General features: G+C 54.1%; 21 protein-coding genes. 4 read left to right on the forward strand and 17 right to left on the reverse strand.

Annotation, left to right across the window (positions count from 1 at the left end; all coding sequences use genetic code 11):
- Positions 1–32: 32 nt before the first annotated feature.
- The 15 genes from RQ738_RS09530 to RQ738_RS09600 all read right to left on the reverse strand — a co-directional run bounded on the left by RQ738_RS09530 (position 33) and on the right by RQ738_RS09600 (position 14430).
- Complete coding sequence (locus RQ738_RS09530) at positions 33–986, reverse strand: AMP-binding protein (protein ID WP_314164842.1); 954 nt, start codon at positions 984–986, stop codon at positions 33–35.
- Between the two features lie 16 nt (positions 987–1002).
- A complete protein-coding gene (locus RQ738_RS09535) occupies positions 1003–1599 on the reverse strand; it encodes a hypothetical protein (protein ID WP_314164845.1) in 597 nt (198 codons plus the stop codon).
- 13 nt (positions 1600–1612) lie between these two features.
- The gene (locus RQ738_RS09540; RefSeq protein WP_314164848.1) at positions 1613–1879 is read right to left on the reverse strand and encodes a phosphopantetheine-binding protein; all 267 of its coding nucleotides are present in this window, start codon (positions 1877–1879) and stop codon (positions 1613–1615) included.
- Positions 1880–1975: 96 nt separating this feature from the next.
- Positions 1976–2236: a helix-turn-helix transcriptional regulator gene (locus RQ738_RS09545; RefSeq protein ID WP_314164849.1), complete on the reverse strand. Its 261-nt coding sequence runs from the start codon at positions 2234–2236 to the stop codon at positions 1976–1978.
- Between the two features lie 466 nt (positions 2237–2702).
- Entirely contained in the window at positions 2703–3224 is a 522-nt protein-coding gene (locus RQ738_RS09550) for a TlpA disulfide reductase family protein (protein ID WP_314164850.1), read from the reverse strand.
- A complete protein-coding gene (locus RQ738_RS09555) occupies positions 3224–3772 on the reverse strand; it encodes a hypothetical protein (RefSeq protein WP_314164851.1) in 549 nt (182 codons plus the stop codon). The genes RQ738_RS09550 and RQ738_RS09555 overlap by 1 nt, the downstream gene beginning before the upstream one ends.
- 373 nt (positions 3773–4145) lie before the next feature.
- The gene (locus tag RQ738_RS09560) at positions 4146–5054 is read right to left on the reverse strand and encodes a DUF368 domain-containing protein (protein ID WP_314164853.1); all 909 of its coding nucleotides are present in this window, start codon (positions 5052–5054) and stop codon (positions 4146–4148) included.
- Between the two features lie 12 nt (positions 5055–5066).
- Positions 5067–6947, reverse strand: coding sequence for a diguanylate cyclase (locus tag RQ738_RS09565; protein ID WP_314164854.1), 1881 nt, complete (start codon positions 6945–6947; stop codon positions 5067–5069).
- Between the two features lie 9 nt (positions 6948–6956).
- Complete coding sequence (locus tag RQ738_RS09570; RefSeq protein WP_314164855.1) at positions 6957–7721, reverse strand: endonuclease/exonuclease/phosphatase family protein; 765 nt, start codon at positions 7719–7721, stop codon at positions 6957–6959.
- A 7-nt stretch (positions 7722–7728) separates the two neighbouring features.
- Positions 7729–9360, reverse strand: coding sequence for an acetolactate synthase large subunit (locus RQ738_RS09575; RefSeq protein ID WP_314164857.1), 1632 nt, complete (start codon positions 9358–9360; stop codon positions 7729–7731).
- A 101-nt stretch (positions 9361–9461) separates the two neighbouring features.
- Positions 9462–10118: a thiol:disulfide interchange protein DsbA/DsbL gene (locus tag RQ738_RS09580; protein WP_314164858.1), complete on the reverse strand. Its 657-nt coding sequence runs from the start codon at positions 10116–10118 to the stop codon at positions 9462–9464.
- A gap of 64 nt (positions 10119–10182) precedes the next feature.
- The gene (ccsB, locus tag RQ738_RS09585; RefSeq protein WP_314164859.1) at positions 10183–11352 is read right to left on the reverse strand and encodes a c-type cytochrome biogenesis protein CcsB; all 1170 of its coding nucleotides are present in this window, start codon (positions 11350–11352) and stop codon (positions 10183–10185) included.
- 9 nt (positions 11353–11361) lie between these two features.
- Positions 11362–13371, reverse strand: coding sequence for a cytochrome c biogenesis protein ResB (locus RQ738_RS09590; protein WP_314164861.1), 2010 nt, complete (start codon positions 13369–13371; stop codon positions 11362–11364).
- Between the two features lie 83 nt (positions 13372–13454).
- Positions 13455–14057 (reverse strand): c-type cytochrome, encoded by a 603-nt coding sequence (locus RQ738_RS09595; RefSeq protein WP_314164863.1) that lies wholly within the window; start codon positions 14055–14057, stop codon positions 13455–13457.
- 49 nt (positions 14058–14106) lie between these two features.
- Entirely contained in the window at positions 14107–14430 is a 324-nt protein-coding gene (locus RQ738_RS09600) for a c-type cytochrome (protein ID WP_314164866.1), read from the reverse strand.
- A gap of 271 nt (positions 14431–14701) precedes the next feature.
- On the opposite strand from RQ738_RS09600, the gene yihA reads away from it, so the two are divergent.
- On the forward strand, positions 14702–15292 hold the full coding sequence (gene yihA / locus RQ738_RS09605) for a ribosome biogenesis GTP-binding protein YihA/YsxC (RefSeq protein WP_314164872.1): 591 nt from the start codon (positions 14702–14704) through the stop codon (positions 15290–15292).
- Between the two features lie 193 nt (positions 15293–15485).
- Here the strand turns inward: yihA and polA are convergent, their stop codons facing one another.
- Positions 15486–18206: a DNA polymerase I gene (gene polA / locus RQ738_RS09610; RefSeq protein WP_314164875.1), complete on the reverse strand. Its 2721-nt coding sequence runs from the start codon at positions 18204–18206 to the stop codon at positions 15486–15488.
- Between the two features lie 121 nt (positions 18207–18327).
- Here polA and RQ738_RS09615 point away from each other — a divergent pair, with 121 nt between their 5' ends.
- The 3 genes from RQ738_RS09615 (at position 18328) to RQ738_RS09625 (ending at position 20467) form a co-directional block, all read left to right on the forward strand.
- Positions 18328–19053, forward strand: coding sequence for a TIGR00730 family Rossman fold protein (locus RQ738_RS09615; protein WP_314164879.1), 726 nt, complete (start codon positions 18328–18330; stop codon positions 19051–19053).
- A gap of 36 nt (positions 19054–19089) precedes the next feature.
- A complete protein-coding gene (locus tag RQ738_RS09620) occupies positions 19090–19440 on the forward strand; it encodes a DUF2782 domain-containing protein (RefSeq protein ID WP_314164885.1) in 351 nt (116 codons plus the stop codon).
- 70 nt (positions 19441–19510) lie between these two features.
- A complete protein-coding gene (locus tag RQ738_RS09625) occupies positions 19511–20467 on the forward strand; it encodes a homoserine kinase (protein WP_314164887.1) in 957 nt (318 codons plus the stop codon).
- Between the two features lie 10 nt (positions 20468–20477).
- On the opposite strand, the gene RQ738_RS09630 is transcribed toward RQ738_RS09625, so the two are convergent.
- On the reverse strand, positions 20478–21251 hold the full coding sequence (locus tag RQ738_RS09630; protein WP_314164888.1) for a hypothetical protein: 774 nt from the start codon (positions 21249–21251) through the stop codon (positions 20478–20480).
- Between the last annotated feature and the right edge of the window lie 96 nt (positions 21252–21347).

A 21347-nucleotide genomic window follows, 5' to 3' on the forward strand; every position in this document is an offset into this window, starting at 1 on the left:
CTGAAATCGCCTTATATCACGCGCTTGGAGCGCTACCTGCCCCGAAAACTACCCATGAATTTTTCTGACGAGGCTAATTTACTTTCATTGTTTTTGTTATTTATTTTGTAATCTCTCAATAAACACCATCCCGGGTTCCGGGTCATTTGACGTGTTGCGATCGCACCCGCCTCACTACAACCGTATATTTCAAACACTTGTGTATTAATTACTTCCTCTGCCTCTTTTGCTACTTCTTCTTGCATTACAGCCGTCGCCGATACCACAAAATCAATATCAGGCCATTTTTCTTTATCACTATTACACGCTTTCAAATGAATCGGCGTCGTAATCAATACCCGCGGAGATGGCATTTCTGATAATGCCTTCCTTATATCCAGCGGGTAAAATGGCCTGTCTGCATGTATTGCTACACCCAGCATCAGAGGGTAAATAATTGTCGTCTCAAACCCATACATGTGTTGTGGTGGTACGGTTGCGATCACCGAATACTGCAGTTCTGGATTAAACAATCGTTCTTTAACTCGTATAGCACTCTCTGACAGCTGTCTCCATGTCTTTAGATTCGCCTTTGGCCTTCCTGTGCTACCTGATGTAAAAACGATAGCAACCTCTTTCTCACTATCAATATGCAGATTATTTCCTACAGTGTCATTTTTGATATTACTCTTACGACAAATCGCCTCAATAATCCGATCATCAACTCTATAATTATCTTTATATGATGTTTCTATACGTTCAATTTCCTTATCAGCACGCGAACTTGGTAGCAAGGAGATTTGTTGAAGTGATGTACATGCGGCAAAAGCAACCAGGAAATGATAACGATTCTCACACAAGTTAATACAATACTTGCGATTTTCAAGTATTGTCCGCGTCTGTTCCACATGAGACAAAAAGGTGTTTCTCTTAATCAAACGCCCGGCATAAAACGCTATTGTGTCTATATCTGAGGTTTCAAACAATAATGGTACGCTTTCTTCCATTCCGCTGCCTCGTAATTTACTTCCATCGATACTGGACCAGCGCCAATATGAACTTCTTAAATGTCGTATCGTTTGATTTAAATCTATATTTACGATAAATGAATTCTAATATCAGTATTAGAGCCATAAGGAAATAATTTCCAATATGTGTAGCCCATGACCATATTTCTATTGACGCAAATATTGATAACCCAATCGCTTCCACTATCATGAACGTGAAAACACCAACCCACAATTGCGTAATACGTCTAGTATAATCTCTTTCTACCTTCCCTGATTTACCATCTATAAACATGGCGAACTGTGTCACCACGGGTATCTGTTCTTTTTGCAGTGATTGCAGGAATATAATCAATAACCCTGCCGGTATAACAATCGGCGGCAAATATATAAGTAGATAATCCAGATTTAACTTGATCAAGGTCATTACACTTACTACTAATGCACTGGCAATTAATATATTTCCAGGCTGTTTATACCGGGGCGGGAATAATAGCGCTATCAATATCAGGCTAACCAGGTAACTAACTGCTAAACGTGGCAATGATGCCCATATTCCTACATGAGCTATCACCGGGTACATCCCTGCCCAGACACCCATTAATTTCAGCATGATGGTGTCTCTTTTATTTCCTGTTATCCTCTACGTATTTAGTTAGTGCCCGCAGAGAAGAAAAAATTACTTTATTATCTGGATCATCTGATTTCAGCTGAAAACCATATTTTACAGAAAGTGCCATTGCTAACTCTAATGCATCTATCGAATCCAGTCCCAGGCCTTTATTAAAAAGCGCTTCTTCTGGATTAATATCCTCTACCTCAATATCTTCTATGTTAAGGCTCTCAATCAGCAGTTTGGCCACTTCTACTTCACTTGATGTCATGTCCGACATATTTTCATTCACTCTCTAATGCAAATAATTCAATTTAACCAAATAAAAATCAGATACAAACAATGTTACCTATTCCATATCTACCCTAAAAAACAATTAGCTCTTGTCGTACAGATCTTGCTCAGAAATATATTCAACCAATTCTTCAATCGAGCACCCAAAATAGCGACATAAGCCATCCAGATGATCTGTACTGGTGCTGAAACCACGACGATTAATCATCTTCGATAATGTCACACGGTGAATTCCCGCTCCTTCAGCTACCTCGGCAATTGTTACCCGCCGCCCTTCTTCAAACTCTCTTTTGGCGATCATTTCTTTTATCTTGAATCGAAGCATATTGGCTACATTCGTCATTAAATATATACGTATGTTATCAAATAACATCAAAAAATGCTTATTGACTACAACTGATGTTGCTGTGATTATACTAACGTAGTCATATGGCTACATATGAAGCTCAAAAGAACCTCTCCCACTCCAGTCGCATTATGTACGCCCATATGACTCCTGGATGTACTCTATCTATAGGAGCCTACTGAACGAGACATGCCCAAGTACCTCTCAAGAGGAGTGCCCGGCAGCAATGGCTACTTGAGGACTTTGCCATGGCTAAGGTCCGTGCTCGCAAGGAGAGCGGGAAGCTGCTTCTGGATTTCCATTATTAAGATACGTGCGGCCGCGAGCAGGCTGCCCTCTCTGTTAGCCTGGCGAGCGCACTATTCATATCCAGTCTATATCGACACATAATAGACGTGAATGCAGGTCAGCGTCTGGCGCTATTGATAGTGTAGATTCTTAAACGTGTCTTATAAGGTCGTTACTATTTACGCATGCTCATCAGTTGTTCAATCAGCCCGGCATCATCCCATTCACGGCTACCGACGGCGCGATGTGTTACCTGCCCCTGCGGGCTGATGATGTAGCTCGTCGGCAGGCCCATGACCGGGTAGGCCTTGATCACCTTGCCGTCCTGGTCCATGGGCAGGGGGAAGGTCATGGGGTACTGCCCCATGAATTCGAATATCGTATCCTCGTCTTCGCCGACATTGATCGCGAGGATAACCACACCCTTGCCCTTGACCTGTTGCCAGAGGCGTTCCAGCGAGGGCATTTCATAACGGCACGGCGGGCACCAGGTCGCCCAGAAATTAATCAACACCACCTGGCCCCGATAATCGGAGAGACGATAGGTACGTCCGTCTTCGCCATCCAGCTCAAAGTCTACCGCGGCAAAAGGTGTCGCCAGCGTGGGCAGGGTCTGTTTGTCAGTAGCCAGCGCCGGGCTATCCAGGCTGAGCAACAACAACAGCCCCAGGAAAAAATTGCGTGATACCAATCGCATTATTCACTACCTCGTGGCGCCAGCGTGACATCTGCCGCACATTCAACGCCCTTGATGGTGGCCGTGTGTTGTTTGCCTGACTGCTGCCAGACGACCTCAAGATCAAAGACACTGCCGGGTTCAAGATTGAAGACGGACATGCCCCAGTTGTAATCCCCCGGCTGGTAAACCTGTTCGGTTGGATATAACGCCCATTCGAAGGCGAGCTGCGCGGCCATGGGCAGTCCGCGTTTTTGCCACTCCTGTTTCCAGTCCTCTCGCACCTTCATCTTACGTTGCGTACCTTTATAGTGAACGGTCCAGTCGTGCAGATGATATTCCAGCGGTGAAGGCGTGGTGAGATTAGATGTGTTCTTGAAGACGGTCTGGAAGACACAGCTCCGGGCGATCAGATCGGCATGCTCACTGCTGAAACCGCGGGCCTGGAAAAAGGCTCGGCTCTGATCGGGCAAGCGCTGCACCAGGCGCAGGCTCATCTCCCTGTTGCGTAGTTCCCAGTATGGCAACTGCGCCTCGGCGTCGACCCCGGTCTGTACGTCTGTCGCCATGACAAGGCCCGGGATGAACAAGCCTGGCAATATCAGGAGTGGTTTAAGCAGGCTTCGCGGCATTTTTTAATCATAGAACAAAATAGACCAGGATCAAAGGTGCGTTCACTGGCTTGATCTGGGCCGTTGTATTCGATCAGCATCTAAATCGTTATACCGAAAGCTTGCATAATCTACAGATGCCAATATTCGGTTAGGGCTGAAGGAAAGGCTTTTATGCGATTTGTTTTACTGGTTGCTGCATGGGCATGTCGGCTTTACTTCACAGCCTATATGGGCTTCATCAAACATTTCCTACGCTACGGTCACGCCATCGCTGATGGCTACGCCGGCCTGGATAACTGCGTGGGCCATCCCCGGCTACTGATTGCTTTTATACCTGACGTCGGCGCAGGGCGTTTATGCCCACAACGATAAACAGCCCAAGTAACAACATGCCGACCGCACCTGCCACCTGTCCGTCCAGTTGTGCCGGCCATAGCGGCTCACTGGTAAGCAGACGCTCCTTGCCTGCGACGACTTCGTAGTGACGTTCCTGGAATGGCCACAGGACCCACAGCGAGGCCAGCAGAATACCCTTGATGACGATCAGGGTGCGCTGGTAAAAGTGGCCGAGCAGCCAGCCCAGCAGGCGCACAAAGCTTACCAGCCCGGCAACACAGCCGAGCGCGAAGGGAATCAGAATGGAAAAATTCAGTTCGCCAATGGCGCTGATGAGGGTGCTGTATTTATGCATGAGCAGTAACAGGAAGGAGCCGGAGATGCCCGGGAGGATCATCGCACAGATCGCGATTGCCCCGGCAATGAAAATAAACCACGCCCCATCGGGCGTGTCGAGCGGCACCATGGTGACGATGGCCAGCCCTGCCAGGGTACCGAGGAGCAAGGTGGCCGCGTCTGACATGCCAAAGCCGTTCAGTTCGCCGATAAGGATGATAATCGAGCCCAGGATCAGGCCAAAAAACAGACCATAGACGAGTTCCGGGAACTCCCGGATCAACATGGGCAGCGGGATCACATTGGTAAAAAAGAACAGCGCAAGGAAGATGCCGACAACCAGCGGCAGGATAAACGCAAAGTGCGGCCGCCTTGCGATAACGGCAAAATCAAGTGTGAACACACCTGCCAGCCAGGCCTTGTCAAAGGAGCGAATGGCTGCCAGCAAGCGTTCGTAAATACCTAGAATAAAGGCCATGGTGCCGCCGCTCACGCCGGGCACCAGGTCGGCCATCCCCATACAAAAGCCTTTTGCTACCAACCAGGCAGAATCTATCAGTTTCAACAGCACAACCTTTTATTGTTTATTGAGATCACTTATGCAGTGATTCTTGCCGTCACGCTTGGCCTTATACATAAACTGGTCAGCGCGTTCAAAGGCGGTATCTATCGTATCTTCGCCCTCAAAGGCGGTAAAGCCGCCCGAGACGGTGATCTTTACTTCCTTGTCGCCATGGTGAAAATGGCAGTCTTCGATCGCCTTGCGGAGTTTCTCGACTACGGCGACTGCTGCCTCCAGGGTGGTCTCTGTCAGCAGCAGGACAAATTCCTCGCCGCCAAAGCGGGCGAGGAAATCCGTTTCCCGGATCTGATCATGAAGCACTGTCGCGATGGTAACCAGCACCTTGTCACCGGCCTTATGCCCGTAGGTGTCGTTGATCTTTTTGAAATCATCCACATCCCAGACCACCAGTACCAGTGGCGTGTTATAGCGCCGCCAGCGGCCATACTCCAGCGCGATACGCTCATCCCATGCCAGCCGGTTTGGTATCCTGGTCAGGGCATCCCGCAGCGCCTGTTGCTGCTCTTCAACTACCTTTTCACGTAATTGACAACTTTCGCCCTCAAGGTCACTTACCTTGCGCGTCAATACTTCTATCCGCGCGGCCATGGCCTCCTTGCGTTCTTCTTCCTTGCCCCTGAAGCCCTCGACATGCCTGGTAATGGTTTCCAGTTTTTCATAGATACTCAGTTTCAGGTCGGCCAGGTCGGTTGCGTCATGCACCTCGATTTGAATCTGCTGGACCTGGCCATCGACGGCTTCACCAAAGATCTGGTTTTCTGTGAAAATGCTCTCGCGTAATGTTGTATCTTCCTGAATATGCTTGTCGAGCTCGAGTAATCGATCCGTCACATGTTTCAGGAACAGCTGTATCTCATTCTTTTCCCTCTCGATGCGGCTGCGTATCTCTATGACCAGTTCTGCAATCGCCTCCAGTGCATCAACGATTTGATCTTCAGGAACCCCCGGTAGCCATTTGCTTTTTAGTGCCTCGACGCGCTCGTTCAGCTCTTCCGGCAGGCCCATTCTTTCCAGAAGCTGAATCAGGATTTCATTGATTTCAAAACCGTGCACGGTCTTCACTGGAAGGGATCCAGCCGCTATACCAGCCTTATCCTGTTCAGTCCTGCTTTCAGCCGCGGGTTTAACCACCAGCGCCAGATCATGCATCAATTGCTTCAACTCGCCCCGCGCATTAATGCCCTGCACGCGCTGCCTGATCCTGGCTACCGCATCTGCTTGACTGCCCGGCATTTGCAACTGGCGCAGAAAATCACTCAGCACATCCCTGACCAGCACCAGTGCCTCGTCAACCTCGTTGAGCGTTGCTGCACCTGCCGCTGTTATCCTGGCGGCCATTACTTCCGGCACGATCTCTTCAGTGGCACTGTTCCGTCTGGCCCCAAACAGGTTACTCAGCAGGCCTTTCTTTTCGCTGCCGTTACCTGTTGCCAGTTCCTCGGCCGCCAGCATGTCGGCAAGCAGGTCTATGAGGTTGTCTGTAAGCTCGGCAGGGTCGCGGCCTGCGCTCGCGTATTCTATTTTCTTGCGCAGCCGCTTGACGTCCGCGGCAAAGCTTTTCGGGAAATCGATCTTTTGCAGGATATCCAGCAGGACCTCCTGCACCCCCGGCTGGTGAGTCTTGTTTTCTGCTATCCCGGTTGCCATTTCAACAATCGCATCGACCGTATTCTGGATACGCGTCATGTTTTTTTCGCGACGCACGGAGTTGCGTAGCCGCTCCAGCAGGTCATCAAGCCTTTTATCCTGGCCGTCTGCTGCCAGCGTGATGCGTGACAAACAGCGCCGCAGCAACTGATCTGTTTCCTGCCATTCTTTTTCCTTATCCTCGAGCGATTCGAGGCTGGCAAAATACTTCTCTTTCCAATCTGCCATTAGCTGTCCTCAGAAAAGTTTTATTGTTTCGGGCACACCGATTTCCATGGCCATCGGCAGGTGATCTGAAACGCCCAGGTTCAGGGCCTGGACATTCAGCACATGCACCTCGTCGCTGACGAGGATGTGATCAATATGCTTCTGTGGTCGCCAGCTGGGGAAGGTGTGCGGCCGCAGTTCAGGTTCCTGCAGGTGCGTGTACCTGAACAGCAATTTCATCTCATGGCTGTCGACTTCACAGTTCATATCTCCCATCATGATCACATGCTTGTGTTCCTGCACCTGCTCACCAATAAAGGCCAGCTGGCTCTTGCGGGTACGCTGGCTCAGCGCGAGGTGCACCACAAATATCACCAGTGATTCATTCTTGTTGCCGAACCGTGCCATCAGCGCACCGCGCCCCGGTATAAGGCCCGGTAATTTATAATTGACGACCTCGCTCGGTCGTATCTTGCTGAGCAGGCTGTTGCTGTGCTGGGCAAATTTGCCGATATCGCGGTTGACCTGATCATGCCAGAAGGGGAAATTCCCCTGCTCGGCAACATACCTGGTCTGGTTGACGAAATTACTGCGCAGGCTGCCGGCATCCGTTTCCTGCAGGGCGACAATGTCAAAGTCACTCGCAATCTGCGCCACCTGATCCAGGTTCTTACGCTTGCCCCGGCATGGCAGCACATGCTGCCAGCTCTGGGTGACGTAATGATGGTAGCCAGCGGTACCGATACCTCCCTGGATGTTGTAACTCAGTAAGCGTAATTTATGCTCGGTGGTCATCGGCTTTTTATATCGGCGAGACCATTTCACCGAGTTCCTCGGTGAGTTTCATGTTCTCGCTGTAATCAACCGGGCAGTCAATAATGCTGACCGTGTTATCCGCCAGTGCCTTTTGCAGGATGCCGGCCAGGTCTTCGGTTTTCTCGACCCGGTAACCCCTGGCACCGAATGCCTCGGCATATTTCACAAAGTCGGGATTGCCGAAATCAACATGCGACTTGCGCCCGAACTGGGCCATCTGCTTCCACTCGATAAGGCCATAGCCGCCATCGTTCCAGACCAGGATCACAATGGGCGTCTGCAGGCGCATGGCGGTTTCGATCTCCTGCGAATTCATGAGGAAGCCGGCATCGCCGGTGACGGCGACCACCGCGCGCTGCGGGTTACTCAGCTTGGCGGCGACGGCACCCGGCACGGCGATGCCCATGCTGGCAAAACCATTGGAAATAATACACGTGTTGGGATGTTCGCAGCGGAACATGCGCGCCATCCACATCTTGTGCGCGCCGACATCGCAGATCGCGATATCCCGCATATCCATGGCGGTACGTAATTCCCAGATGAGCTTCTGTGGCTTCACCGGAAAGCTCGTATCATTCGCGTGCCGGTCCATATCCTTGATCAGGGCGTCGCGCAACGGCCGCATCAGGTGGCCGACGTGCGGGGTCGCTTCTGCCGCTATGCGGTTCAGACTGTGCTTGATGTCACCGACCACGCCGCACTCGACCGGGTATGATTCATCGACTTCGGCTGTGGTTGTGTCGATATGGATGATCTTGCGGTCGCGTGTTGGATGCCAGAGATACGGATGGTATTCGACCAGGTCATAACCGACGCAGATGATCAGATCGGCGTGGTCGAAACCGCAATTTACATAGTCATGCGCTTGCAGGCCGGCACTGCCAAGCGCCATCGGGTGTTTGAAGGGAATGACGCCCTTGGCCATGAAGGTGTTTGCGAGCGGGATATTCAGCTGCTCGGCAAAATCTACCAATTCCCGGTGAGCGCCGGCCCGCACCACGCCGTTACCAGCAAGGATGATCGGGTGACGGGCCTCGGAGACGAGCTTTATCGCATACTGCACGCGTTCACTGGACGGCTCCGATCTGCCCTGCACCTTGATCGGCAGGACCCCGTGGGTAGTGTCCATCTCGGCGATGTTTTCCGGGAACTCGATAAAGCAGGCGCCGGTCTTTTCCGTCTGCGCGAGCTTGAAGGCCTTGCGGATGACCTCGGGGATGATGTCCGGGGTCGGCAGGCGCGAGGCGTACTTCGTGATCGACGCAAACATCGAGACAAGATCCAGCACCTGGTGTGATTCCTTGTGCATCCGATCCGTGCCTGCCTGCCCGGCAATGGCCACTACCGGGGCGTGGTCCATGTTCGCATCGGCGACGCCGGTTACCAGGTTGGTCGCACCCGGCCCCAATGTCGACAGACAGACGCCGGCGCGGCCGGTCAGACGGCCATAGACATCGGCCATGAAGGCCGCGCCCTGTTCATGGCGGGTAGTAATGAAATGGATATTGGAATTGAGCAAGGCATCCATGAGGTCGAGGTTCTCCTCGCCCGGAATGCCAAAGATGTATTCGACGCCTTCATGCTCAAGGCATCTGACAAAGAGTTCTGCAGCCTTCATAGGGCTCCCGCGCCAGAAGATGGTCCAGGGATTATTCTAGCCTACCCTTGGCAAAGTTGCCCATCTGGCGAGGCAGGCCTGGTCAGCAGTCGCCCGTTCGCCTATTTGCCTGCTTTGGCGGCAGCCTCGCGGCTCACCAGCCAGTCGACGACCTTGAGGACATTCTCGTGCTGTTCCTGCTTGCTCGCAGCCGGGCTGTTGATGTTGGCCGCCGGTCCGCCCGTGCGGTACTTGCCATTGACTACCATGGCCGGCACACCGGTAATACCGTAACGCTTGGTCATGCTGACCGCGCGTTTGAGCCTGGCCTGCACCACGAAGGAGTTCCAGACCCGCTTGAATTCGTCCCGTTTCACGCCCTGTTTCACAAAGAAGTCACCGATGGCCTTTTCCGTCTGCAGGGGCTGTTTTTCCTTATGCACAGCATCAAAAAAGGCCTTGTGGGTCTTGTCCAGTACGCCGAGGGCCTCGGCCGTGTAATAGGCCCGCGCATGCGGCATCCAGTTCTGACGGAAGACGGCCGGGATGCGGATGAACTCAACGTTGTCGGGCTTGTTCTCCGTCCACTTGCTCAGACTTGGCTCGAAATCATAGCAGTGCGGGCAGCCATACCAGAACAGCTCAACGACCTCGATCTTGCTCTCGCTGGTGGTGGGCTGGCTCGGGGTGACCTTTTTATATTCAAAGCCCTCGTCGTAGGCGGCCGCCGGCAATGACAGGCCAAGCAGGGCAAAGAGGATAAACAGGCTTTTTTTCATTGTGCTCGTTCCTTTAATTCTTTAATTCATAAGGCATATATAACAAAAGACCACCGATCACGCCCTAAAGTTCACCGTAGGAGTGCAGGCCGGACAGGAACATATTCACCCCGAGGAAGGCGAAGAGGGTCACAAACAAGCCGACCACTGCCCACCAGGCCATCTGTGTACCGCGCCAGCCCTTGGTCAGGCGCATATGCAGCCAGGCAGCGTAGTTCAGCCAGACGATCAGGGCCCAGGTCTCTTTCGGGTCCCATGACCAGTAACCGCCCCAGGCCTCGTTGGCCCACATTGCGCCAAGCACGGTGGCGATCGTGAAAAAGGCAAAACCGAGTGCGATGGACTTGTACATGACATCATCGAGTAATTCGGCCGCCGGCAGAATGCGCGCCGCATAACTGCCCTCACCGGCGCGTTCACGGATGAGCAGGATCACGCCAACCATGGCCGACAGGGCAAAGCAGCCATAACCGATGAAGTTTGCCGGCACGTGGATCTTCATCCAGTAGCTTTGCAGGGCCGGTACGAGTGGCTGGATCTCGTCAGCACCTTTTTCAAAGGTATACCAGAGCAGGAAGGCCACTGCGGCACTGATGACCAGCAGCACAAAACCACCCATGGCGCGGGTCTTGTACTTTGCTTCATAAAACAAATACAGCAGCGCCGTGATGATCGCGAACAGCACAAAGACTTCGTACAGGTTACTGACCGGGATGTGACCGACATCGTGGCTAATCAGGTATGACTCACGCCAGCGTACCATCAGGCCGATCAGGCCCATAGCGGTCGCCGACCAGGTCATGGCGGTTGCCACCTTGCCGGTAAATTCCGATTCCATGAACAGGGCAATAAAATAAGTGACTGTGGCGAGCACGTACAGGGCGCTCATCCACATGATCGCCGACTGGCTGGAGAAGAGGAAGCGCAGGAAGAAGTTGGTCTCGGCCGGTGCCAGGCCGCTGCCATACTGCATCACCCCGAACAGGCTCAGGCCGGCCACGGCCAGCATCAGGGTCCGTGACGGTTTCCACAACCAGCCCAGGGCGATCAACGACAAACCGGTGCCAAACAGGATCCCGACCTCGTAGACGTCCATCAGGTGCTGGTATTCACCCCATGCGTAATAGGTGCCATAGAGGGTAATTGCCGCAAACAGCCAGTCATAAATGCCGAGTGTCTTTATATAGGCCGTCCGTTTGAAATCATTTTGCATCGTGTCTTGTATCAACGACATGTCCGTACCTCAATCCTGTTTATTGATCCCCAGCCGTGCTGCGACCCGTCCGCTGATGCGATCAAAGTCTTCGGCAAAATCTCGCTCATTGCGGTTACTCGAACCGGCAAAGATGATCTCCACACCCTTGTCAGTCTTGCCTATCCACGCCCAGCAGCGCCGGTGCTGGATATAAAACATCATGAATATACCCATGATCAGCATAACACAGCCCAGGTAGACCGTATCCTTGCCGGGAGCGCGGGTAATCTGCAGCCCCGAGGCTTCGACGTGTTCATAATCGACCAGCTGCAGGTAAAACGGTGTGGCATAGGCCTCAAGGTTACCCATGACGCTGATGGCGTCATCGAAGAATGCCGAATCTGCCTCACTGACACCTTTCGCCGGTTCCAGACCCTCTGCCTGAAGCACTTCTATATAAAGGTTACCGAGCACTGTCCGCAGCATATTAAAGTAGGCCTGCGCCGCAGATTCGCGCTCCTCTTCAGGGATACTCGTTTCAATAAAGGCCGTAATCGAAGCCAGTCCACCCGTGGCATACATTGTAACCAGACGATTGGCAGTGGTTATCATACCCTGGCGAACGGATTCCTCGGCCTGCGGCACGTCGAACAGCAAATCCTTCACCGTTAGCTCGGCGGCCTTGCGCACGCGTGCGGCATCCAGCAAGACAGCACGGAAATTCATAAAGCGCTCAATGCTCACGTTCGAATCGGTCGGGATGTACAGGTAGCGGAACGGCTCGGCGACACTGGAGCGAATACCGCTCATATAATACCAGCGCCCGTCCTGTTCAATCGGCGACATATAATTGACAAACTCACGCGCCTCACCACTCGGCTCACGCAGCTTGTAGGTAAAACTCGGGCCGAAATTCTTTTGCTCGGTCTTGCCATCTTCACCGGTCACTGGATTGATATTGAATTTACGGAATTCGGTCAACTCGATGCTCAGCTCCTTGTCACCGACCTGCAGCGGAACCTTGCCGAAGACCTCGCCCTTCAGATCCAGGGTCTGCAGCTTATCATCCTGCAATGGCCACGCCTTCAGGACCAGCTTCGAACCGCCATCACTGAAGCTGGCCTGGAAGATTCGATAGCCTTTGTAGACAAGCGGATGGTTCACGGCGATGGTCTCCTGCAGAGGTTCGGCAAGATCATCGTCGTGAATGACCAGGTCACTTTCAAATGACTTCGGCTGCCCGGTCGGGTAGTGCTCGATACGGAAATCCTTCAGCTCGACAGCAAACGGCAGCTTCTGGACGAGGTAACCATCGCGGATATTAAGAAAGACGATATTTGCCGACTCGCCTTCGGAGATGTTCACGGCGCCACGGAAAGCAGGATTGTCGTCGCCCAACACGCTTTTCGCCGGCACCTGCGAAGCGGGCATATCGCGGGTTTCGATCTCGATGTCGTTCGTCAGCATAGCCAGGCGCAGTGGCAGGTTGCCATCGATGAGGGCACCGACGCAGATCACGACAATCGCGATATGCGTAAACAGGTAACCAAGACGGTTGATACCGCCCTTCATCGCTGCCAGCACGACATGTTCATCGTGTTGCTTGCGGCGAACCTTGAAGCCCTCGTGTTCGAGCTGGGCAGTGACCAGGTTTATCGCTTCATCCGGCAGGCTTTGCACTTGCCAGATGCGATTGTGATGAAAGGCCTTCAGTGAATTGCGCGCGGCATTCAGACGATAGTGTTTCATGTCGCGCAACATGGTCGGGCCATTGCGGTAAACACAGACACTTGTACTCAATAACAGAAAACCGAGCAGCAGCAGGAACCACCAGACACTATAAACATCATACAGGCCTATCGACTCAAAGGCTTCGTGCCAGAACGGGCCGAACTTGATAATGTAGCTGGCGTAATCCTCGTTCTGCTGCAGCACCGTGCCGATCACCGAGGCGATTGCAATCGTAACCAGCACGGTAATCGCCAGGTTCATGGAACCGAGGAACTCAAGCAGGATCGCGCCGGTCGATTTTCTGGTCTTTGCCTTGTTGGATTGCATCACGGTATCCGGGGTCTTTCTCTTGCTTGAATAAAAAAGGGTGGCACGAGACCACCCTTTTTCATATCAGTTGTGGCGAATGCTCAATGCAGGCCTGCGATATATTCTGCGACAGCCTGGATTTCTTTTGCCTTCAGTTTGCCGGCCACATCACGCATCATGCTCTGAGGGTCATTGCTACGGGCGCCCGAGGCAAAGTCATTCAGCGCCTTGGCGGTGTACTTGGCATGCTGACCGGAAACGGCCGGGAAGCTGGCAGCCGGGTTACCCGCACCGCTTGGGCCATGACAACTGGCACAGGCGGCCACGCCGCGCTCGGCGATGCCGCCACGGTAGATATCCCGACCCAGTTCAATAGATTCCTTCTGCGCGCCTGTCACCTTCGCCTTGTTACTGGCAAAAAATGCAGCGATGTTCGCTATATCGGTACCGCTGAGACTGGCCACCATGGCATTCATGGTCGGGTCCTTACGGGCCTGTGACTTGAAGTCACTGATCTGCTTGGTCAGGTACTCGGCGTGCTGACCTGCCAGTGATGGCCAGTCCGGGTTGTTACTATTGCCGTCAACACCGTGACAACCAATACAAAGGGCGGCCTTTTGCTGGCCGGCAACCGGGTCACCGGCTGCCCAGGCCGTGCTTACCATACCGAGTAGGATGGCAGCTGTTGCGATTCGTTTCATCATGAACTGTACACCTTAAAAATATATCTGTCGGCTGTGCCGGTATTAACGCTTATTTACTTTCTGCAACCATATAAGCAACGGCATCCTTCACCGCCTGATCGGTCAGGTCAGCACGACCGCCCTTGGCCGGCATGAAACCCTTCTTGCCCTGGTAACCCCCGATAGCATGCTTGTTGAGGACGTCGTCACCCTGCGCGATGCGATCCTTCCATGCGGCCTTGTCGCCAACCTTCGGGGCACCCGCAGCACCTGTCGCATGACAGGCAAAACAGGCACTATCATAGGTCTTCTTGCCGGCGGCCACATCAGCAGCCTGTGCAGAGACGGAAAGCGTTACCGCCGCCATGGCGGCAAACAATGCGATGTTTTTCATTCTCACTTACTCCTGCCCATTATGGGCCTTGATTTATATAAAAATATTCTCACTTAACCGGTTCAGGCCGCGCTCTGCCTCGATAAATACGGGTTCGGCGTCGCTGGCCACCTGTGTCCATTCTGGCACACAAAAAATGGCATGAATATATACCAGAGAGGGCTTACCCGGGTCAACCTGTAATGCCTTTATTTAACGCGGCGGCTCTATATTTTTACTAATATTTACAGTACATTACGCCTCTCATTCAAAAACGCCCCTGGCCTGCATTATGATCGACTTTTCTCACGCTGACTTCCTGGTCAGCGCCCAGCGCTTTAGTCAATGTCCGGCCGACAGTGGTGCCGAAGTGGCCTTTGCCGGGCGCTCCAACGCCGGCAAATCCAGTGCCCTGAATGCCATCACCGGCGTCCGCAGCCTGGCGCGTACCAGCAAGACCCCGGGGCGAACCCAGTTAATCAATTTCTTTGCCCTCGACGATAAACGCCGGCTCGTGGATCTGCCAGGCTATGGTTACGCCAAGGTCCCTGAACGGGTCAAGCTGGAGTGGCAGCGCGAACTCACCTTGTATCTGCAGCGTCGCCAGGCCCTGCGTGGCCTCATCCTGCTCATGGATATCCGCCATCCACTCAAGGAATATGACTGCCAATTACTCGAATGGTGCCAAACTTCCGAGCTGCCCGTGCACATTTTGCTGACCAAGGCCGACAAGCTCTCGCGTGGTGCCGGCGGCGGCGTTTTGCAGAAACTCCGGCATCAGCTTGACAAGAAATACCCCGGCAGCACGGTACAGCTATTTTCTTCCCTTAAACATCAAGGCCTTGAGGAAGCGCGCGAGCGGATTGCCGCCTGGCTGGCCTGAGCCCGACACCGGGCTAGCGGCATAAAAAAAGCCCCGTTCCGTGGGGAGCGGGGCTAATAAATGGTCCGGCGATAAGGGGGGGGCACCGGACCTTCTTCTCATCCAGGGGGAGTGGGATGGAAAGAACGCCATCTGGCGTATACCCATAAGACGCCGCCGGCCAGAGAAAGTTCCACACCCTTTTACCCTGATATCAGTGTGCCTCGTCCCAGTTCTCGCCGATGCCGACCGAGACCTCGAGCGGTACCTCCAGCACGGCCGCATCGACCATACAGGCACGGATCTGTTCGACTGCGCTGGCCACCGCCGCCTCGGCGACCTCGAATACGAGTTCATCATGCACTTGCATAATCATGCGCACCTGCTGGTTATCCCGGCCGATCCAGTCGGCACAACTGATCATGGCGCGCTTGATAATATCTGCGGCCGTGCCCTGCATCGGCGCATTGATCGCGGTTCGCTCGGCATACTGGCGACGCTGCATGTTCGAGGCCTTTATGTCCGGCACGTACAGCCGGCGCCCAAACACGGTCTCCACATAACCCTGTTCGCGTGCCTGCTCACGCATCGCTTCCATAAAGGCCTTGACGCCCGGGTAGCGGGCAAAATACAGATCGATATACTTTTGTGCCTCGCCACGACTCACATCGAGCTGTTTGGCCAGGCCAAAGGCCGACATGCCATAGATCAAGCCAAAGTTAATCGCCTTGGCACTGCGGCGCTGGTTGGTGGTGACCGCATCGCGTGCCACGCCGAATACCTCGGCAGCAGTCGCGCGGTGCACGTCCTCGCCCTCGGCAAAGGCCGTTAACAGACCCTCATCACCCGAGAGGTGAGCCATGATGCGCAGCTCGATCTGTGAATAGTCGGCAGCCACGATCCTGTAACCTTGCGGCGCGATGAAGGCCTGGCGGATGCGCCGCCCTGCTTCACTCCGTATCGGGATGTTTTGCAGGTTCGGATCACTTGATGACAGGCGCCCGGTCGCAGCCACGGCCTGATGATATGAGGTGTGCACGCGGCCGCTTTTTGGATTGATCATCAACGGCAATTTATCGGTGTAGGTCGATTTGAGCTTGCTCAAGCCACGATGTTCAAGAATCAGCTTCGGCAAGGGGTAATCAAGATCCTCGGCGAGTTCCTGTAAGACGTTTTCGGCCGTGGACGGCTGACCCTTGGGCGTTTTCTTTATTACCGGCAAGCCCTGTTTTTCAAACAGGATAGTCTGAATCTGCTTGGGCGAGCCGAGGTTGAATTCCTCACCGGCCTCTTTATAGGCTTCGCTTTCTATTTCCAGCAGGCGTTTCGCAAGTACCGCGCTTTGCGCGTTCAGCATGTCGGCATCCACGAGCACGCCGTTACGCTCGATGTCGGCCAGCACCGTGAGCAAGGGCATTTCCAGTTCACAATAAACCGTTTTCAGTGCCGAATCATTTTCCAGTCTTGGCCATAGTGCTTCATGCAGGCGCAGGGTGATATCGGCATCCTCTGCGGCATAAGGTGCAGCCGCTTCAATCGCAACCTTGTTAAAGGTTACCTGCGCCTTGCCCTTGCCAGCCACCTCGGCATAGGTGATCGCCTTGTGCGCAAGGTATTTCAATGCCAGTGAATCCATGTCGTGGCGGGTGGCCGTGCTGTCGAGCACATAGGACTCGAGCATGGTGTCATGTGCGATACCTTGCAGACGAATGCCGTAATTGGCCAGCACATTCATGTCATATTTGAGATTCTGACCGAGCTTGGGCTGTTGCGGGTCTTCGAGTAACGGCCGCAATTGTTCCAGCACCCAGGTTTGATCAAGCTGTAACGGCGCGTCTTCATAATCATGTGTCAACGGCACATAAGCGGCCTTGCCCGCCTCCACCGCAAACGAGACGCCGACTATCTCGGCCTGCATGTAATCCAGGCTGGTGGTCTCGGTATCAAAGGCGAACAGTTTCGCCGCCCGTAACTGCTGCAACCATGTATCGAAGGCGGCTTCCGTCAAGACTGTTTCGTATTCAACCTTGCTGGCCTGCGCCGGGCCATCGCCTTCGTTATAATTATTCTCGATATGCTCAATCGATTCGGCCAGCCATGATTTAAATTCGAACTCGCTGTAGAGTTTCCGCAGCGCCTCACTATCTGCCGGCTGACGTTGCAGGTCGAGCGGACCTGTATCCAGCGGCACGTCACACTTGATGGTGGCGAGTTGCTTTGACAACGGCAACTGCTCGAGACTGTCGCGCAGGCTTTCACCAACCTTGCCTTTTACCTCATCGGCGTGCGCGATAATGGTTTCCAGATCGCCGTATTCGTTCAGCCACTTCACTGCCGTCTTTGGCCCGACCTTGGGCACGCCGGGGATGTTATCGGCCGTGTCGCCGATCAGCGCGAGATAGTCCACGATCTGATCCGGGCGCACACCGAATTTTTCCTTGACCGTTGCCGGGTCGGAGACGGCGTCGGTCATTGTATTGACCAGGGTCACCGACTCGTCCACGAGCTGGGCCATGTCCTTGTCACCCGTCGAGATCAGTGTCGGCAGGCCCAGCCTGGTGGCCTCCACCGCGAGGGTGCCGATGACGTCATCGGCCTCGACGCCGTCCTCTATGAGGATCGGCAGACCCATCGCGCGGATGATGTCGTGAATCGCCGGGATCTGGCCACTCAGCTCGCCTGGCATCGGCGGGCGGTGGGCCTTGTACTCCTTGTACAGCTCGTCACGAAAGGTCTTGCCCTTCGCATCAAAGACCACCGCAATGTGCTCCGGGTCGTCTTCGCGCAGCATGCGACGTAACATGTTGATAACACCATAGATGGCGCCGGTCGGCTGGCCCTGAGAATTGGTCAGCGAGGGCATGGCGTGGAAGGCACGGTATAGATAGGACGAGCCATCGACAAGGATGAGCGGTTTTTTCGTGGTTTTAGTCATGCGGATTCGGCGTGGAAATGCTTTAATTGGTTACAGGACGGCGCGTGGCCGCGGATGACTGATTATGTCGGAAATGTTGTGTGATTACACGCCGGCTATCAAGAAATGAGGACGCTGGAAAATGGAAAGAAAATCGAAATCAGCCCACCCGGGCATGTCGCCGATCAATGATGCGCAGCTGACACGTGAATCCTGGAAAATCTTCCAGATCATGGCCGAATTCGTCGAGGGCTTCGAGCGACTGGCGCGCATCAAGCCCTCGGTGAGCATCTTCGGTTCGGCCCGTACCGCCACTGACCACCCCTCTTACCAGCAGGCCGAGGAGATCGCCCACCTGCTCTCGGATGCGGGTTTTTCCGTGATCAGCGGCGGTGGCCCCGGGATCATGGAGGCCGCCAACAAGGGTGCCTATGCCGGCAAATCGCCTAGTATCGGACTGAATATCATGCTGCCACATGAGCAGACCGACAACGCCTACCAGGATATCCCCCTGCATTTCAGACACTTTTTCTCGCGCAAGGTAATGTTCGTGAAATATGCCTCGGCCTATGTCGTCTTACCGGGCGGTTTCGGTACCCTCGACGAACTGGCCGAGATCCTGACCCTGGTGCAGACCGGCAAGACCCGCCGCATCCCGGTGATCCTCGTCGACAGCAGCTTCTGGCGCGGTCTCATCGACTGGTTCGCCAATACCCTGGTGGCGGAGGGCACCATTGACAAGGCCGACCTGCAACTGTTCAAGATACTGGACAAGCCGCAAGAGGTCGTGGATGCTATCTTTGAGCATTACGGATCGCGTGGGTTTGAGCCTTCTGCCGAAGAACAGGAGATTCTGCTCGAGTTGTAGCGTTATAATCAACAAAACAAAGAACAGGACAAGACCATGCACTATGCAATCAAGACATTCGCTGCCCTGCTGTTTGCCAGCAGTCTCACCCTGCCCGCTTTCGCCGAGGAGCGGGCGCCCGTTGACGACGCCGTCGTGCCACCGCCGCCGCCACGCGTGCAAAGCGGCGAGACTCTCGAGCCGGATGTCACCATCATTGAGAAGGACAGGCAGCGTATCGAGCAGTACAGCATCAACGGCCAGGTGTATGCCGCCAAGATTACGCCCGTAAGTGGCCCATCCTACTACTTGATTGATACAGACGGTGATGGCAGCCTGGAAACGCGCAAAAATGATATCGAGCGTAACCTGCAAGTCCCGCAGTGGATCCTGTTTAGCTGGGAATAATCATACTATTCGTATCCCGCGCAGGCCCCGGCGGTCACGGGGCCTGCGCGGCCAACCATTAGCACCGACTATGTCTGTTTATACACTTATCGATCAAGCTGAGCTTGAGGGCTTCCTGCAAAACTATGCCGTTGGCGATCTTGTCGGTTTCCAGGGTATTAGTGCCGGTATCGAAAATACCAATTACTTCGTTACGACCACCAATGGCCGCTATGTACTGACTATTTTCGAACAACTCGATGCCGATGAGCTGCCTTACTTTCTCGACCTGATGGCCTTTCTTGCCGAACACGAGGTGCCGAGCGCGCACCCCGTCGCTGACCGGCACGGCCATTACCTGCGCCTGCTCAGGGACAAGCCGGCGGCCCTTGTCGAACGGCTTGAAGGTGCCAGTGTCGAGCGACCCAATGTTTCCCAATGCCAGGCACTCGGTAACGCACTCGGCCGACTGCATGCCGTCGGCCACCAGTTCGAGGGCCGTCGCAAGAATCCACGGGGCCCGCACTGGTGGCATGTCACCGCCGACCGCCTGCACGAGCATTTAAATGCAGATGAACGCGGGCTGCTTGATGCCGAGCTCGCCCATCAGGATGCCCACCGTCATGATGCGCTAAACGTGGGCGTGATTCATGCCGACCTGTTCCGCGACAACGCCCTGTTTGTCGGCGATGAACTGACCGGGATAATTGATTTTTATTATGCCTGCAATGATGTGCTCATCTATGACCTTGCCGTCACCGTGAATGACTGGTGCTCGAACGAGGACGGCTCACTGGATGAAGTGCGCCTGGCCGCCATGCTTGACAGTTATACCGCGCAACGCCCGCTCAGTGAGGCGGAACGCGCTGCCTGGTCCATTATGTTGCGCGCCGCCGCCCTGCGCTTCTGGCTTTCGCGTCTTGAAGACAAATACTTTCCGAAAGAAGGCGAACTGACCCATATCAAGGACCCGGAGGTCTTTCGTCGTATCCTGCAGCTACGAATTGATTCTGCGCAGGCCAACCACGGGTTTATCCAGACACGCTAGGCGGCCGCGGCTACCAGGCCTCCAGGACGTCCTCGACAGGAAAATCCAGGCCTACCCTCGCCCAGACATCAGCGACCCGCTTGATCGCCGCCTCGGACTCGTGCATCCAGTCCGGGTGACGGCCCCGCTTGTCAAAGACATGAAACTGCTCTGACCGCAGACCGCTTTCAAAACGATTGTGAAAACGCTGCGCGAGGTGCTGCATACGCTGTTCGCCATAGGCGACGATACTGATATTCCGATTCGCACTCAGGCCGGTGGTCGCCACGTAATAATGGTACTGCTCCCAGTAGCGCAGGTAGGCATCAAAGTAATCCATCGCCAGCACCTCGGCCTCGCTGCAGCCCGTGTAGATCAGATCCCGCTTGACCCAGTCTTCAATATTGCCGCGCACGGCAAAGCGCCCACCTTCAGGCAGACCGCCGGATTTCTCATAGGTGGAGATACAGGACAGCACCGAGTGGCGTACGGTCAGGATGTGCTCAACTGATTCACCCAGTACCTGGTGAAAAAAGCCCCCGGCATAAGTCCCCTTGGTGAGTTTTTTCGGCACAATGATCTTACCGGTATGCCGTTTGGCCGCACCGAAAAATAATTCCACCATGGTAAGGAACTCGGCCATGGTGTGCAGGCTGGCAGTCCAGCTGTTCACGCCCTGTTCGAAGCGAAACGGCGAGGCCTCCGGGAAGCCATCATGTGCAATCGCGTTGGGCACCTTGTCCGGCTCATAGCCGAGGGCCCGGTACAGCTCCTTGGTCAGGTAGGAGCCGCCATGCCGTGGCACGCCGATGATATTGATAAAATGGGCTCTTCGGAAAAATTAGTGGGTAAAAATATAGCGAATTTGGAGCAATAGAGATAGTTTTCTGGAAATTGGAGG

The sequence above is a fragment of the Sulfuriflexus sp. genome (assembly GCF_032250955.1).
Classification (GTDB): Bacteria; Pseudomonadota; Gammaproteobacteria; order AKS1; family AKS1; genus Sulfuriflexus.

What these genes read in the sequence shown, in the direction of transcription:
- RQ738_RS09540 (WP_314164848.1), bottom strand. Translation starts at nt 1,879, where the DNA reads ATGTCGGACATGACATCAAGTGAAGTAGAAGTGGCCAAACTGCTGATT.
- RQ738_RS09550 (WP_314164850.1), bottom strand. Translation starts at nt 3,224, where the DNA reads ATGCGATTGGTATCACGCAATTTTTTCCTGGGGCTGTTGTTGTTGCTC.
- RQ738_RS09555 (WP_314164851.1), bottom strand. Translation starts at nt 3,772, where the DNA reads ATGGCGACAGACGTACAGACCGGGGTCGACGCCGAGGCGCAGTTGCCA.
- RQ738_RS09625 (WP_314164887.1), top strand. Translation starts at nt 19,511, where the DNA reads ATGTCTGTTTATACACTTATCGATCAAGCTGAGCTTGAGGGCTTCCTG.
- RQ738_RS09535 (WP_314164845.1), bottom strand. Translation starts at nt 1,599, where the DNA reads ATGCTGAAATTAATGGGTGTCTGGGCAGGGATGTACCCGGTGATAGCT.
- RQ738_RS09565 (WP_314164854.1), bottom strand. Translation starts at nt 6,947, where the DNA reads ATGGCAGATTGGAAAGAGAAGTATTTTGCCAGCCTCGAATCGCTCGAG.
- yihA (WP_314164872.1), top strand. Translation starts at nt 14,702, where the DNA reads ATGATCGACTTTTCTCACGCTGACTTCCTGGTCAGCGCCCAGCGCTTT.
- RQ738_RS09620 (WP_314164885.1), top strand. Translation starts at nt 19,090, where the DNA reads ATGCACTATGCAATCAAGACATTCGCTGCCCTGCTGTTTGCCAGCAGT.
- ccsB (WP_314164859.1), bottom strand. Translation starts at nt 11,352, where the DNA reads ATGTCGTTGATACAAGACACGATGCAAAATGATTTCAAACGGACGGCC.
- RQ738_RS09615 (WP_314164879.1), top strand. Translation starts at nt 18,328, where the DNA reads ATGGAAAGAAAATCGAAATCAGCCCACCCGGGCATGTCGCCGATCAAT.
- RQ738_RS09570 (WP_314164855.1), bottom strand. Translation starts at nt 7,721, where the DNA reads ATGACCACCGAGCATAAATTACGCTTACTGAGTTACAACATCCAGGGA.
- polA (WP_314164875.1), bottom strand. Translation starts at nt 18,206, where the DNA reads ATGACTAAAACCACGAAAAAACCGCTCATCCTTGTCGATGGCTCGTCC.
- RQ738_RS09530 (WP_314164842.1), bottom strand. Translation starts at nt 986, where the DNA reads ATGGAAGAAAGCGTACCATTATTGTTTGAAACCTCAGATATAGACACA.
- RQ738_RS09545 (WP_314164849.1), bottom strand. Translation starts at nt 2,236, where the DNA reads ATGACGAATGTAGCCAATATGCTTCGATTCAAGATAAAAGAAATGATC.
- RQ738_RS09600 (WP_314164866.1), bottom strand. Translation starts at nt 14,430, where the DNA reads ATGAAAAACATCGCATTGTTTGCCGCCATGGCGGCGGTAACGCTTTCC.
- RQ738_RS09580 (WP_314164858.1), bottom strand. Translation starts at nt 10,118, where the DNA reads ATGAAAAAAAGCCTGTTTATCCTCTTTGCCCTGCTTGGCCTGTCATTG.
- RQ738_RS09595 (WP_314164863.1), bottom strand. Translation starts at nt 14,057, where the DNA reads ATGATGAAACGAATCGCAACAGCTGCCATCCTACTCGGTATGGTAAGC.
- RQ738_RS09575 (WP_314164857.1), bottom strand. Translation starts at nt 9,360, where the DNA reads ATGAAGGCTGCAGAACTCTTTGTCAGATGCCTTGAGCATGAAGGCGTC.
- RQ738_RS09590 (WP_314164861.1), bottom strand. Translation starts at nt 13,371, where the DNA reads ATGCAATCCAACAAGGCAAAGACCAGAAAATCGACCGGCGCGATCCTG.